This window comes from Saccharothrix obliqua (assembly GCF_019375475.1).
GTDB lineage: Bacteria > Actinomycetota > Actinomycetes > Mycobacteriales > Pseudonocardiaceae > Actinosynnema > Actinosynnema obliqua.
This window is the reverse complement of record NZ_JAHXGQ010000008.1, coordinates 15,052-29,363: the sequence shown is the minus strand read 5'-3', so window position 1 is coordinate 29,363 and position 14,312 is coordinate 15,052. Positions and strand designations below refer to the sequence as shown.

The window sequence follows — 14,312 nt, the reverse complement described above, 5'->3', positions numbered from 1 at the left end:
CGCACCACCCGGTTCCGCCGTCCCGGCTGCGCCGCCCGAAGGCCCTGGAGTCCCCAAAACCGGCCGCACACCACCACCGCCAGCTTCGACAGACTTCCCCTCGGCCGCCCGCGACACCGGCAACGCAGAACCCGCAGCAGATTCCGCGACAGCCCCACCACCAGCCCGGTCGACCGCCCGCTGCGCAACCACCGGGGGCACCAAACCGCCACCCTCGCCGGAAGTCACGGCAGAGCCCAACACCGGCCGCGCGCCACTGCCACTCGCTCCGACCGACTTCGCCTCAGTCCCCCCTCGCGACACCGGCCGCACACCGCCGCTACCAGCTTCAACCGACTTCCCCTCGCCCACCCGCGACACCGGCAACCCAGCACCCGCAGCAGACCCGGCGACAGCCCCTCCCCCAGCCGGATCAACCGCCCGCCGCGCGACCACCGGAGGCGTCAAACCACCATTTGCACCGGGCGTCACGGCAGACCCCAACACCGGCCGCACATCACCGCCACCGGCTTCGACCGACTTCCCCTCGGCCGCCCGCGACACCGGCAACCCAGCACCCGCGACAGGCCCAGCAACAGCCCCACCTCCAGCGCGGTCGACTGCGTGCCGCGCAACCACTGGAGGCGTCGAACCGCCACCCGCACCGGACGTCACGGCGGACCCCAGCACCGGCCGCGCACTACCGCCGCGAGCTTCCACCGACTTCCCCTCGGCCGCCCGCGACACCGGCAACGCAGAAGCCACAGCAGATCCGGCGACCGCCCCACCTCCAGCCCGATCAACCGCCCGCCGCGCGACCACCGGAGGCGTCGAACCGCCGTCCACACCGGAAAGCGCAGCAGTCCCCACAACCGGCCGCACACCATCGCCGGCTTCGACCGACCTCCCCTCGGCCACCCGCGACACCGGCAACCCGGAGCCCGCGGCAGCCCCACCCCCGGCCCGGTCAACCGCGCGCTGAGCGACCGGAGGCGTCGAACCGCCGGAAACCCGTCGGGCACTGGGCGCCGGAGAACCCGCGACGGACCGGGACACCGGCGCGGAACCGGTCGGCGGGTGGTCGGTGCCCGGGTCCGGGTCCGGGTCCTCCCCCGGCCTGAACACCACCGGCAGGTACCCCCCGGCCTGGTAACCCGGCTCCGCCGCGCGCTGCACCGCGTAACCGTGCAGCACACCCGCCGGTGCGTCGGGACTGACCGCGTGGCCGAGCCCCCGCCCGAAGGTGTGGTCCTGCCAGGAGGTGAGCCCGTCCCGGAACCGCAAGCCGTCGCCGACCGCGAAGTTGTCCCGCCCGATGACGCCGGACAGCGGTGGCACCGCCGACCAGCCGCCGTCCCACGGCGGGCGCGGCGCGGGCGGTGGTGCGGACCGGGTGGGCCGGTCCTCGCGCCCGCGCAGCCTGTCCCACCAGGACATGGCTCACCTCCCCTCGTTCACCTTCGTGTTGATCCGGGCGATCTGCTCGACCCAGCGCCTGCGCTCGTGGTGCTCCAGGTCGAGGATTTCCTCGCGCGTCCAGTGGAAGTGGTAGGCCACGTACGCGACCTCCTCCAGCAGCCGTTCGGCCGCGTACGTCACGATTCCCCCAGGCGACCACCGGCGAGGTCCACCTCGAACGCGGTGCCGCACGACGGGCAGGACACCCCGGCACGCGTGTGGCCCTCGCTGTTGACGCGCCGGTAGAAGTCCTGGAGGAACGCGATGTCGGTGGCGTACATCTGCTCGACGACACCGGGGTGGATCTCGGTGACCGTGCCCAGCTCGGTGATGACCTGGCTGAGCAGCACCACGCTGAGGTAACCGGGGTTCTCCTTGACCCGCAGGTCGATCTGCGGTCGCAGCTCGTCCCGCGCGGTCGCCAGGCGCATCCGGCCGTGCCGGTGCACCACGCCGTCCTGGTCGACGTACCCGCGCGGCAGCTCGAAGTCGAACACCGTGCGCAGCCCGCCGGGTTGGGCGGCCGGGGTGGCCCTGTCCTGCTTGCGGCCCTCGTCCACCAGCTCGTCGAGCTGGTCGAGGGCGATCGTCCGCCGCCTCATTCGACCTTGATCTCCTCGAACACGAGCGTCACCTTCTCGGTGGCGGCGGTGGACTCGCCCGCCTTGAGCGTCGGGCCCTCCCACTTGCTGGCCCACGCGTTGGTGAGCTGCATCCGCCGCACCGAGTTCCCCTCGGAGTCCTTGACCTCGATGGTGATGTTCTGCCGGGCCGCGCTGACCGCGCCCTTCTCCAGGGTTTCCTTGAGCCAGTTGGTGAACTCGGAACTCTGGTCGAGGCCGCGGGTGAGGGTGACCTCGCCGCCCTTCTGCGCGCCGGGCTGCTTGCGGATCAGCGGCTTGCCGGTGGACGTCACCTGGAAGACGTCCACCACGTCCTCCTCCACGGTCAGCCCGCTGACCTCCTGGAGGGACTCGACCATGAAACCGCCGAGCTGCACGCCGAAGATGTGCGTGGAGAGAGCATCGCCTTCTGCCATGGGTGCGATCGCCTTTCTGGTTCACCCGCCCCGGGCGGGGCGGTTGATCATTCGCTGACGAGGCTGGTGCTGTCGGAGAACTGCGACAGCCGGAACACCACGAACTCGGCCGGCTTCACCGGCGCCACGCCGATCTCGCACACCACCTGGCCGAGGTCGATGGACTCCTGCGGGTTGTTCTCCGCGTCGCACTTGACGTAGAACGCCTCGGCCGGGGTGCGGCCGAACAACGCCCCCTGCCGCCACTGCTCGGTGAGGAAGGCGGTGATGTTGCGCCGGATGCTGGACCACAGGCGGTCGTCGTTCGGCTCGAACACGACCCACTGGGTGCCGATGAGGATCGACTCCTCCAGGAAGTTGAACAGCCGCCGCACGTTCAGGTAGCGCCAGGCCGGGTCGGAGGACAGCGTGCGCGCGCCCCAGATCCGGATGCCGCGGCCGGGGAAGGCGCGGACGCAGTTCACGCCGATCGGGTTGAGGAGGTCCTGCTCGCTCTTGCTGAGCCCGACCTCCAGGTCGACCGCGCCGCGGATGACCTCGTTGGCGGGCGCCTTGTGCACGCCGCGCTCCACGTCGTTGCGCGCCCACACGCCCGCGACGTGACCGGACGGCGGCACCATGATGTTCCGGCCGCCCGCCGGGTCGAACACCTTGATCCACGGGTAGTACAGGGCGGCGTAGCGGGAGTCGTAGCCCGCCTCGTCCTGCCGCCACGTGCGCACGCGTTGCGCGGACAGGCCGGGCGGCGTGTCCAGCACGGCCACGCGGTCGCCCATCTGCTCGCAGTGCGAGATCATGGCCAGCTGCACGGTCTTGATGCCCTCGAGGTCGATCATGCCGCGCTGGTAGGCGGCCATGAGGTCGGGCGTGGCGAGCATGGTGATCTCGTCGATGCTCTCCAGGCCACCGAACCCCGTGCGGGCCTCCGGGTCGCCGAGGTACTCCTGCGCGTCGACCGTCGCGGGCAGCGCGGCGCCGTCCGAACCCGGCGCGGGCAGCGACAGCGTCTGCTTGTCCGGGCGGGCGAGCGCGCCGCTGGCCTGCTCCGTGATGCCGATCAGCTTCGAGCGCTCGGAGACCTGGGTGACCACGTAGTTCTTGGCGTTCTTGCGGGTGGAGACGTCGTAGCTCTCGACCACTTTGTTGTTCTGGCGGACCACCAGCTTGAACCGGTCGTCGGCGGGGTTCTCACCGTCGGCGTCGGCCACCTCGACGGTCAGCTCGCCGTCCGCGCCCGGCAACGCGGCGATCCGCAGGCCGCCGAGCGGCACCGGGTTCAGCGCGGGCGCCTTGGGCTCCGCGTTCGCGGGCGCACCGCCGACGCGCACCACGTACGCCGCGCCGCCGCCGTTGGCGAAGTAGCCGTAGACCGAGTGCGGCAGGTAGGCGCCCTCGGTGAAGCCGCCGAAGTGCTGCACGTACTGGTTCCAGTTCGCGACCAGGGTCGCCTGGTGGAACGGTCCGCGCTCGGTGAAACCGACGAAGGCGGCCACGGCGGTGCCGACGCCCTCGATCGGTCGCGCCCCGGACTGGACCTCCTCCACGTACACGCCGGGTGAGAGGTACTGCGGCATGGTCGCTCCTGTCTGGTGTGCGGTGCTCCGCTGCTGGTAGCCACAGCTTTGCGCGCACGGGTGACGTGCGGGGAGGTCCACCCGCCCTCCGCGCGGGGCAGGGCGTTGCCCGATCGGGCAACGTCCTAAGGGGATGGTTTGGCGGTGCGGGGCGGGGCGGCACAGCGACACGGCACAGCGGCACAGCACAGCGCGGCACGCGGGGAGGGCGGCGGTGGGAACCCGGTTGAGGCGCGGTTGAGGCGCGGTCCGGAGACGCGGTCCGGGGGCGTGATGGGGGCGACCGGTACGAGGAATCGGGGCAGCGCGGCCCGCGGGGCGAAACTATCAGGGAGCCTGCCTGAAAGTTTCGGCCGGTGGGAATGCGTGGCGTGGTCGGCACCGCGCCGTGAGCCGGACTCCCGACCGCCGCTGCTCGACCGGACGACGCCGAGCCAAGGCCGCTGCCTGCCATCCGGTCGGACCTCGGGACACCGCGACCCGCGGCTCGGCCCCCGGCTGACCAAGGGCTGAGGCCCTGGCTCACCAGCGGCTCAGCCCTTGGTCAAGCCAGGGGCCGAATTCGTTCTCCAGTACGAGGCGGCCCAGTTTGCGGTACTCCTGGTGGACCGCGGTGATCACGTCCGCCATCCGCAACGGGCGGTCGGCGGCGGCGGCCAGGTAGGCCGCCGTCACCGCGCACGCGCGGATCGAGCCGCCTGCCAGCTCGAAGCGCTCGGCGCAGAACGCCAAGTCCAAATCATCCCCCCGGGGCAGCGCCGGGCCCAGGCAACGGTCCCAGAGGGCTTCGCGTTGCGCCACGTCGGGCAGCGGGAACTCGGCGATCACGTCGAGCCGCCGGGTGAACGCGTCGTCCACATTGGACCGCAGGTTGGTGGTCAGCACGGCGATACCGTCGAACGACTCCATCCGCTGCAACAGGTAAGCCGATTCCACGTTGGCATACCGGTCCCGGGCATCCTTGACCTCCGACCGCTTGCCGAACACGGCATCCGCCTCGTCGAACAACAACACCCCGTGCACGCCCGCCGCCTCGGTGAAGATCCGCTCCAGGTTCTTCTCCGTCTCGCCGACGTACTTGTCCACCACCGTCGACAGGTCGACCACGTACAGCTCCATGCCGATCTCGGCCGCGACCACCTCGGCCGACATGGTCTTGCCGGTACCGGACTCGCCGGCGAACAACGCCACCACACCCCGGCCACGCCCACCACCGGGCCGCATACCCCACTGGCCGAGCACGCGCTCCCGGTGCCGCGCCCGCAACACGAGTTCCCCGAGCTGCCGCCGGGTCGGTTCGGGCAACACCAGGTCGTCCCACCCGACGGACGGCGTGACCCGGCGCGCCAACCGGTCCAACCCGGCCCCGTTGCGCGCGCGGACCCCGGCTCGCAGGTGCTCCGGCGCGACGGGCCGCCCGTCCAGCACGGCCAGCCTGGTCGCGACGGACACGGCCCGCTCCACCTCGTCCGCACCGATCCGGTAACCACCGAGCACGGTCAGCAGCTCGGGTTCGGGCGGCACGCCGGTGGCGGCGGTCAACGCGCGTGCCCACCGGTCGGACCGGCGGTCGGCGTCCAGCGGCGGCACCGGCACGGAGACCGCGGCGCGACCGGTCCAGCGCGGGTCCCAGTGCTGCGTGCCGTGCAGCACGAGCGGCAGGTCGCCGGCCAGCGCCACCGCCGCGCGCAACAACCGCACCCGCTCGGGCACCAGGCGCTCGACGGGCCCCAGCACGAGACCCGCGCCACGCAGCCGCGCCTCGCGCACCACCGCGTCGAGCGCGGGCCGCTCGCGGTCGACCAGGGCGGCGACGTCCAGCACCACCGCGTCCAGCCCGGCGGCGGCCAGCGCGCCGGTCGCCACCCGCTCGCCGTCGCCGTCGGCGTCCCGCAGGTGGACCAGGCCGACACCGGACCGCAGCGCTTCGCCGACCCGCCGGGCGAACCCGTCCTCCGGTTCGCCGGTGACGACGCGTGCCAGGTCGGCCGTCTCCTGGTCCGGCACGTCGTCGCCGAGCAGGTGCGCCACCACGCGGTCGGGCACGCGCAGCACCCGCGACAACGCGGGCAGCTCCGGCTCCCGCACCTCCACCAACCCACCGGCGACCAGCGGCGCGCCGGCGGCGAACCGGAACCGGCCGGCACCCGCGGGCGGCAGCCCGCACAGCTCCAGCGCCAGACCCGCGGTGGCGCGGCGGCGGGTCACGTCGTCGTTCAGGTAGCCGTACAGGCGCTCGAACCGGACGTCCACGTCCGGCGCCATGGCCACCAGCAGGAACTCCACGTCCAGCCGGTCGAGGTGGAAGTCCCGGGCCAGCGCGAGCAGCCGGGGTCCGGGCGGCGGCACGGTGGCGGCCAGCTCGTCCAGGTGCGGGTCCTCGGTCGGCGGCACGCCCGGGGGCCGGGGCGCGTCCAGCACCCGCCGGACCGCCTCCGGTGTCAGGTAGAGGCCGCGGAACGGGTCGTCGGGCGACGGGTCGCCCGCCAGCCGCGCCTCCACGGCCCGCCGCACCCGCTGCTCGACGGCGGCCAGCCGCCCCCACAGGTACGCGAGGTCGGCGACCGCCGGGTCGACGGACTGCGCCGTCATCGGATCGGCTCGCCGCGCCGCCGCCTGCCACCGGGCAGCGGTCGGGGCCTGGCCACCGCGAAACCCTCGCCCTCGGCGGTGGTCGGGCCTTCGTAACGCAGCCTGCGCGCATCCGGCGGCGGAGTGCTCACCAGGGTGGCCCCGTCCGCGGTGCGCAACACCATGCCCTCGGTCACCGGCGGGCCGGTCGGCGTCCACTCGCCCGCCAGCGGCGCGGTGATCTTCAGCGTGATGGCGGGCTTCAGCTCGCCGCCGAGCGCCGACCACACGTCGGGCGCGGCCCGGCCCTCCGGCGCCGGTCCGGCGACCTGCATCCCGACCGCCAGGCCGAGTTCGGCCAGCGACCCGGTCAGGAACCGCGGCGCGAGCCGTTCGGCGCGCACCAGGCAGGCCAGCGCCTCGGACAGCAGCCGGTGCTCGTCCTGCGGCCGGTTGGTCCAGGCGGTGACCAGGTAGGACAGGTCGAACCAGCGCGCCGGGCCACGCCACCCGACCAGGACGCCGTCCTCGTCGTGCACCTCCGTCGCGCCCGCGTTGCGCCGGGTCAGGTCTTCCCGGATGTCGTAGAGGAACACGTTGACGGTGGGCGCGTTGCGCCGCGCCGACCAGTCCGTGGTGGGCGCCTCGAACGCCAAGTCGCCCCGGTCGCCGGGCACGCCGCCGGCGACCAGCAGCCGGCGGATGCCCTCGTCCACCTCGTGGATCACGGATGTCTCCTCGTCGTCGTGGTCAACGCCGCCGCACCACGTCGGGCGGCGCGACGGAGCCCGCGACGACGAGGAACGGGGTGGTGGCCGGCCGGAAGCCGGGCCCGGTGGCGGTGATCGTGCGTGGTCCGGTCTGGTCCTTGACCAGGATCAGCAGCTGCGCGGCGAACCCGCCGTCCGCACGGGGGAACGCGGGCGCCGCCGCCGCGGTGATGCCGGGCGACCAGGTGAGCCGGACCGGCACGCCGGGCGGGAAGTCCACGCCCCGCACGGACGTCACGAACCCGGGCTCGCCGATCGGCGGCACGGCCACGATCCGGGGCAGCAGCACGCGCATCGGCGCCGCGGCGGTGTTGTCGCCCGGGTCGGCGTCCGTGCCGGTGGTCCGCAGCGTTGCGCCGACGCTGGTCTCCAGCGGCGCGTCGGGTGCGAACACCACCTGGAGGACCAGTTCACCGCCGGGCGCGAGGTCGGGCAGCACGCACCCGGTCGTGACGCACCCCGGTGGCCGGGCCGACACCGGAACCCCTTGCGGCAGCGCGAGTTCCAGTCGCAAGCCGGTGGCGAGCGAACCGCCGCCGTTGCGCACGGTGTACGTGGCGGTCGCGTTGCCGCCGACGTACGAGGGGTTGGGCTGCACCACGACGGCCACACCGGGACCCGCCGCGGGCGGCACCGGCGCGGGTGGTGGTGGTGGTGGCGGTGGGGGCGGAGGCGGCGTGGAAGGCGGCGGCGTGGTGGCCCGTTCCCGCACCGGGACGTCGGTGCGCGCGGTGTTGTCGCCGGGCCGCACGTCCAGCACGTCACCCGCCGCGGTCCACGTCACCCGCCGCCGACCGGGCGTCAGGCCGACCAGGTCCACGGACACCCGGACCGACGACCCGCCACGCAACTCGCCGAGATCGCACCGCGACACCGAGCACGAGCCCTGACCGGGCCGCGCCACGTCCACCCGCACCCCTTCCGGCACGCCGATGGTCAGCGCCGTGCCGGACGACGTGCCCGGCCCACGGTTCGTCACGGTCACGGTCACCGTCGTCGAAGCACCGGTGTCCACGACCGGCAGCGCGGGCGGCGCTTCCACCGCCAGGTCCACCGACGGCTGCCAGGTCGGTTCCTTCTGCCTGCCGGGCAGGCCGGCGGTGATCCGGTCCAGCCGGCCGCCGGCGAGCACCACCAGCTCCTCCGGTGACGCCGCCGGACCCTCCCGCCGGGTGGTGAGCACCAGGCTCCCGCCGTCCGGCGCGTACGCGGCGTCCCGGGGCTGGTACGGCCCGGCGGGCGGCGCGGTCAGCGGCGTGGAGCACGCGCGCTGCCCCGGCGGCAGCAGCACCCGGCACCCGAGGTCCGCCGTGGAGACCTCCACCAGCCCGTCGAACTCGCGGTTGAACACCAGCGACCGGCCGTCCGGGCGGAACGCGGCGCTGTCGTCGGTCACCTCGCAGGCGAACCCGCACACCGCCGCCGACACGTCGCGCTGCTGGTCCAGGGTGCGGGCGCGGGCGGTCCAGATGTGGTTGCGGCGGACTTCCACGCCGTTCCCGTCCTTGGACACCACGCCCCTGGTGAACGCGAGGGTCGCGCCGTCCGGGGACCACGCGGGCTGCGTGTCCTCCTGGCCAGGCACGTCGACCGGCGGGCGCAGGTTCCCCACCACCGCGCCGGTCGCCACCTCCACGACCACCACCCGGCTCAGCCCGCCCGCGTCCGGCCGCACCCCGCCGGGCGAGCGCCGGGCGAAGGCGATGAACCGGCCGTCCGGCGACCACGCCGGGTCGAACTCCCAGTCGGTCGTCTGCCGGTCGGCCACGGGGATGCGGCGCGGGTCGCCGCCGTCGGCGTCCACCACCCACAGCCGCTGCGCCCGGACCCCCTCGACGTCCTCGAACCGGGTCACCACGATCCGCCGCCCGTCCGGCGAGTAGCCCTGCCGCTGCGTCCACGGGTCGTACCCGGCTCCCGGGTGGAACAGCCGGTTCGGGTCCTCGGCGATGCCCGGGTCCTCCCGCAGCACGGGCAGGCCGAGGTCGCGCGGGTCGACGCCGTCCGGGCGCACGTCCTGGAGCGTGGCGGTGTTGCGGGTCGCGGCGGTGGTCCGCGCGATCAGCAGCCTCGGCCGCCCGACCACCGACCACGCCGGTGCGGACACCTGGCGGTCCTCGGCGAGCAGGAGGCCCGGCACGGCGGTCACCGGCAGCCCGGTCCCGGTGTCGACCCGGTAGACCTTCTCCACCTTCGGATCGGCCGTGCAGTCGCAGGTCTGGTCGTAGCTGAGGAACAGCAGGCCCGACCCGTCGGGCAGCCACGACGGCCAGCGGGCACGCCACCCGGCCTGGCCGCCGCCCAGCACCGGGGTGCCGACGCCCGTGCCGTCGAGGACGCGCAGCCGCGGTTGCCCGTTCGTGGTGAGGGTGTAGGCGATGCGGCCGTCCTCCGGGTTCCAGGCCGGTTCACCGGCCGCGCCCGTCGGTTCGTCGGTGAGCCGCACGGCCGGTCCGCCCGCCACCGGCCGCCGGTAGACCTCCGGCTCGCCGTCCCGGTCGGTGGTGTACGCGACCTGCGTGCCGTCCGGCGAGAACGTCGGCCAGCTCTCGTTCGCGCCGCCCTCGGTGAGCCGCCGCAGGCCGTTCCCGTCGACGCCCACCAACCACAGGTCGCGTTGCCCGTCCTCGGCCGAGTCGAACACCACGGTCCGCAGGTCCGGTGAGAGCTGCGGGTGCCCGGCGTCGCGGCCCGCGGTGAGCCTGCGCACCGAGCCGTCCGGCCGCCGCAGGTACACCTGGGGCCGCCGCTCGTCGCGCAAGCTGGTGAACACCACCAGGTCGCCGCGTGCCGACACGTGGTCGTCGAAGTGCGCGGCGCCCTCCGCCAGCGGCTCGCTCGGCGGCATCTGCTCGGGCACCGGGTCGATCACCTCGCCGATGCTGCGGTGACCGGTGCCCGCGAACGCGATGCGCCCGGCGACGTCCGCCTCGTCCTGCCGCGCCGCCGCGGGCGCGGTCTCGGTGCGCGCGACCACGACGATCCCGCACAACGCGACCGCCGCCGCGATCACCGCGACCATCCGGTTCCTGGGCCTGGTGGACAACTTCACGACACCTCCGTGGCTCTCCGCGGGAATCGTCGCCGCGAGCGGCGGGCGGGCACGAGGCCCGCGGGGGCAGGACCGGGGCAGACCGCGGGGTCGGTTCGGGCAACCCGCTCAGATCAGGCCGTGCCGCATCACGTAACCCACGGCGTGGGCGCGGTTGCGCAGGTTCAGCCGCGTGCTCACCTCGTGCAGGACGTTCTTCACCGTCCGCTCCGAGAACGACATCCGCACCGCGATCTCGGCCGTGTCCAGGCCCTCCGAGATCAGCCGCAGCATGTCCGCCTCGCGCGGGGTGAGCGTGGACAGCGTGGGCGCGTTGGGGTCGAGCACGCTGCGCTGCAACCGGCCGACGTGGTCGAGCAGCCTGCCCACCAGGTCACCGGGTAACACCGCCTCGCCCTTCGCCAGCGCCAGGACCGTCGCCACCAGGCGGTCCTGGTCGGCTTCCACGCGCCGCACCACGGCCGACACACCGCAGTCCACGGTGACCTGCAACGCGTCGTGGTCGAACCGGCTCACCACCACACCGGTGCGCGCCGTCGACGAGCGGCGCAACCGGCGCAGCAACCGCGCCGCCGCTTCGTCCACCTCGTCGACCACCACGAGCGCCACCAGCGCCCGCGACTCCTCCGCGGTGGTGAGCACCTCCACCTCGGGGCGCGGGCGGAGTTGGTGGGTGACACCCGTGCGCAGGACCGGGTCCTCGGCGTAGACCGCGACCGGGATTCTCGTCGTCATGCGGACCCCCTCCGGATCAGCCGGGCCGCGCCGGCCCTGGTGGCACCATGGTGGTCGCGCGGGGTGCTCCGGGGCACCGGCCGCGGTCCGCCCGTGCACTGGTTTGCCCGCACAGTGCCCTTTTCTCCCTGCCAGGCCGCCACCCGCGTACCTACCGTTGCGTGCCGTGACCGCAACGACGGAATTCGGTCTCCCCACGGTGGTCGTGACGCCCGGCCAGGAGACCAGCACGACGATGACGGTGCGCAACGACAGCGACATCGTCGAGGCGTACGAGTTCGAGGTGGTCGGCGAATGCGCGCCGTGGACGGTGGTCGAGCCGGAGCGGCTCTCGCTGTACCCCGGGACCACCGGCGAGGTGGCGGTGCGGCTGCGCCCGCCCCGGTCGCCCGCGGTGCGCGCCGGCGAGATCCCGCTGGGCGTGCGGGTGCTGCCCGCCGAACGCCCCGAGTCGGTGGTGGTGACCGAGACGACGGTGGTCGTCCAGCCGTTCGCCGAGCAGCGCGCCGAACTGGTGCCGGAACGCCGCCGCGCCTGGCGCAGCGCGCGGTACCACGTGGAGCTGCACAACGCGGGCAACACCCCGGTCTCGGTGGCGTTGAGCGCGCCGGAGACCGACGACCGGCTGACGTACACCCTGCCGCGGGAGGCCGCCCGGGTCGAGCCCGGTGACCGCGTGGAGCTGGAACTGCGGGTGCGGGTCGGGAAGGTGCTGTGGTTCGGCAAGCCCGAGCAGTGGCCGCTGCGGCTGGACGCGACCGCGACCGGTGGCGACGACACCACGCGGCACGAGCTGGAGGGCGAGCTGATCCAGCTGCCGGTGTTCCCCCGGTGGCTGCTCGCGCTGCTCGCCGCCCTGCTGGCGTTGCTGCTGGCGTGGCTGCTGCTGGTGCGCCCCGCCGTCCGGTCCGCCGCCCGCGAGGCCGCCGACGACCGGGCGCGGGAGATCGCCCAGGCCGAGCGCGTCGAGCCGTCGCCCGAGCAGCCGTCGCCGGAGCAGCCCGGTGGGGAGGACGGTCGGCAGCCCGGCGGCCAGGGGCAGGGCCAGGGTCGGGGGCAGGGCCAGCCGGGCACCGGGATCGGTGGCGGGCGGCAGAGTTCGGAGACCGTCGAGGTGCACACGGGTGCGGGCGCGGAGGGCGTCGGCGCTTACACCGTGCCCGACGGCAAGGTCTTCCGGATCACCGACCTGCTGGTCGGCAACCACCAGGGCGACGAGGGCGTGCTGGTCGTCGCGTTCGGCGAGCGCAAGCTCACGCCGATCGCCCTGGAGACGTTCCGCAACCAGGACTACCACTGGGTGACGCCGATCGACGTGCCGCAGGGTGCGTCCGTGACGGCCACGGTGACGTGCGGCAAGCCCGGCACGCCGGCCAACGGGCAGCAGGCCCCGGACTGCTTCCAGGTGGTCCACGTGAGCGGTGAACTCGGCGACCTGCCGGACGACAACTGATCCGCGAGTGCGGGACCGGCGGTGCGGCGCGGCACGGGCGGCGCAGCACGGGCGGCGCGGGGCAGGCAGCGCGGGGCAGGCAGCGCGGAGGGCGATGACGCGTGGCCGGCGGAGCGGCGGGCGCGACACGAGGGTGCGGCGGACGCGGCGCGACAGGACGGCCCGGGGCCGGGGTTCGGGCGGCCGGGGCCGGCGGGGAGCGGCGCGGGGTTGGCCGGGAGCGGCGCAGGGCAGGCAGGAGTCCTCGGCGCGACCCCAGGGCTGACGCGGTGTTCCGCGCCGGCCCCGGGTCCCGGCGACTCAGTTGGCGGGTACCGCGTTGCGCGCCACCACGTCGGCGAAGAACCGGCCGCTGTCCTTGACCGTCCTCCGCTGCGTGTCGAAGTCCACGTGCACCAACCCGAACCGCTGCGTGTAACCGAAAGCCCACTCGAAGTTGTCCAGCAGCGACCACGCGAGGTAGCCCCGCACATCCGCACCGCGGGCGATCGCCGCGTGCACGGCACGCAGGTGCTCGGCCAGGTACCGGGTCCGCCGCACGTCACGCACCCGGCCGTCCGCGTCGACCACGTCGGTGAACGCGGCGCCGTTCTCGGACACCACCAGCGGCACGCCGGCGCAGTGCTCGTCCAGCCACACCAGCAGGTCCGTCAGCGAACCGGGGTGCTGCTCCCAGCCGATCGACGTCAGCGGCCCCCGGGGTGGCAGGACGTCCACCCCGCGCAGACCGGGCAGTTCGCAGTTGCTCGGCGTGTGCGGGTCCGAGAGCGGGACCACCCGGGACGGTGCGTAGTAGTTCACGCCTATCCAGTCCACGGACGCGCCGACTGTCGACAGGTCGCCGTCGTGGATCGCCGGTTCCAGCGCACGCAGGTGCGCGAGGTCGGCGAGCACGTCCTCCGGGTACCCCCGCCCCAGCACCGGGTCGAGGAAGAACCGGTTGTGCAGCCCGTCGAACCGGCGGACCGCGTCGCGGTGCGCGTCGTCGTCGCGGTCGGCCAGCGCGGGCGAGAAGTTCAGCACGATCGACAGCCGCTGCCCGGCGCCGCCGAGTTCACGCAGCGCCCGCGTCGCCGAGCCGTGCGCCAGCAGGTGGTGGTGCGCGGCCACCAGCGCGGCCCGCTCGTCCTGCACGCCGGGTGCGTGCACGCCGAGGCCGTAACCCAGGAACGCCGAGCAGAACGGCTCGTTGAGCGTCGTCCAGTCCGCCACCCGGTCGCCGAGCCGTTCGTGGACGGTGCACGCGTAGTCGGTGAACCGCGCCGCGATGTCCCGCCTGCCCCAGCCGCCGACGTCCTGCAACGCCTGCGGCAGGTCCCAGTGGTAGAGCGTGACCAGCGGCCGGATGCCGCGGTCGAGCAGGTCGTCCACCAGGCGGTCGTAGAACGCCAGCCCGCGCGGCTCCACGGTCCGCCCGTCCGGCATCACGCGCGGCCACGCCGTGGAGAAGCGGTAGGCGGGCAGCCCCAGTTCCCCCATCAGCGCCACGTCCTCGCGGTACCGGCGGTAGTGGTCGCAGCCGGGATCGCCGTCCGCGCCGCCCAGCACCGCGCCCGGAACCGCCGCGAACGTGTCCCATATGGACGGTCCTCGACCATCGACGTGCAACGAACCCTCGATCTGGTAGGCCGCCGTGGCGGCGCCCCACAGGAAGTCCGACGGGAAGACTTGTTCCACCAGC

At 74.0% G+C, this 14,312-nt stretch carries 10 protein-coding genes; 1 reads left to right on the top strand and 9 read right to left on the bottom strand.

Annotation, left to right across the window (positions count from 1 at the left end; genetic code table 11):
• Positions 1-1,419 precede the first annotated feature (1,419 nt).
• The 8 genes from KZQ38_RS24040 to KZQ38_RS24005 form a co-directional block, all read right to left on the bottom strand.
• Positions 1,420-1,578: a DUF6760 family protein gene (locus KZQ38_RS24040; protein ID WP_219444733.1), complete on the bottom strand. Its 159-nt coding sequence runs from the start codon at positions 1,576-1,578 to the stop codon at positions 1,420-1,422.
• Positions 1,575-2,039, bottom strand: coding sequence for a hypothetical protein (locus tag KZQ38_RS24035; protein ID WP_219444731.1), 465 nt, complete (start codon positions 2,037-2,039; stop codon positions 1,575-1,577). The genes KZQ38_RS24040 and KZQ38_RS24035 overlap by 4 nt, the downstream gene beginning before the upstream one ends.
• Positions 2,036-2,476, bottom strand: coding sequence for a phage tail protein (locus tag KZQ38_RS24030; RefSeq protein ID WP_219444729.1), 441 nt, complete (start codon positions 2,474-2,476; stop codon positions 2,036-2,038). Before KZQ38_RS24030 ends, KZQ38_RS24035 begins: the two co-directional genes overlap by 4 nt.
• Before the next feature lie 47 nt (positions 2,477-2,523).
• A complete protein-coding gene (locus KZQ38_RS24025; RefSeq protein WP_219444727.1) occupies positions 2,524-4,050 on the bottom strand; it encodes a phage tail sheath family protein in 1,527 nt (508 codons plus the stop codon).
• A gap of 522 nt (positions 4,051-4,572) precedes the next feature.
• On the bottom strand, positions 4,573-6,642 hold the full coding sequence (locus KZQ38_RS24020) for an ATP-binding protein (RefSeq protein WP_219444725.1): 2,070 nt from the start codon (positions 6,640-6,642) through the stop codon (positions 4,573-4,575).
• On the bottom strand, positions 6,639-7,349 hold the full coding sequence (locus KZQ38_RS24015) for a Pvc16 family protein (protein WP_219444723.1): 711 nt from the start codon (positions 7,347-7,349) through the stop codon (positions 6,639-6,641). The genes KZQ38_RS24020 and KZQ38_RS24015 overlap by 4 nt, the downstream gene beginning before the upstream one ends.
• A gap of 22 nt (positions 7,350-7,371) precedes the next feature.
• On the bottom strand, positions 7,372-10,443 hold the full coding sequence (locus KZQ38_RS24010) for a hypothetical protein (RefSeq protein WP_308258564.1): 3,072 nt from the start codon (positions 10,441-10,443) through the stop codon (positions 7,372-7,374).
• A 108-nt stretch (positions 10,444-10,551) separates the two neighbouring features.
• On the bottom strand, positions 10,552-11,178 hold the full coding sequence (locus KZQ38_RS24005) for a helix-turn-helix transcriptional regulator (protein ID WP_219444721.1): 627 nt from the start codon (positions 11,176-11,178) through the stop codon (positions 10,552-10,554).
• Between the two features lie 166 nt (positions 11,179-11,344).
• Here KZQ38_RS24005 and KZQ38_RS24000 point away from each other — a divergent pair, with 166 nt between their 5' ends.
• The gene (locus KZQ38_RS24000; RefSeq protein ID WP_219444720.1) at positions 11,345-12,631 is read left to right on the top strand and encodes a COG1470 family protein; all 1,287 of its coding nucleotides are present in this window, start codon (positions 11,345-11,347) and stop codon (positions 12,629-12,631) included.
• 300 nt (positions 12,632-12,931) lie between these two features.
• Here the strand turns inward: KZQ38_RS24000 and KZQ38_RS23995 are convergent, their stop codons facing one another.
• Positions 12,932-14,308, bottom strand: coding sequence for a GH1 family beta-glucosidase (locus tag KZQ38_RS23995; protein WP_219444718.1), 1,377 nt, complete (start codon positions 14,306-14,308; stop codon positions 12,932-12,934).
• Positions 14,309-14,312 lie beyond the last annotated feature (4 nt).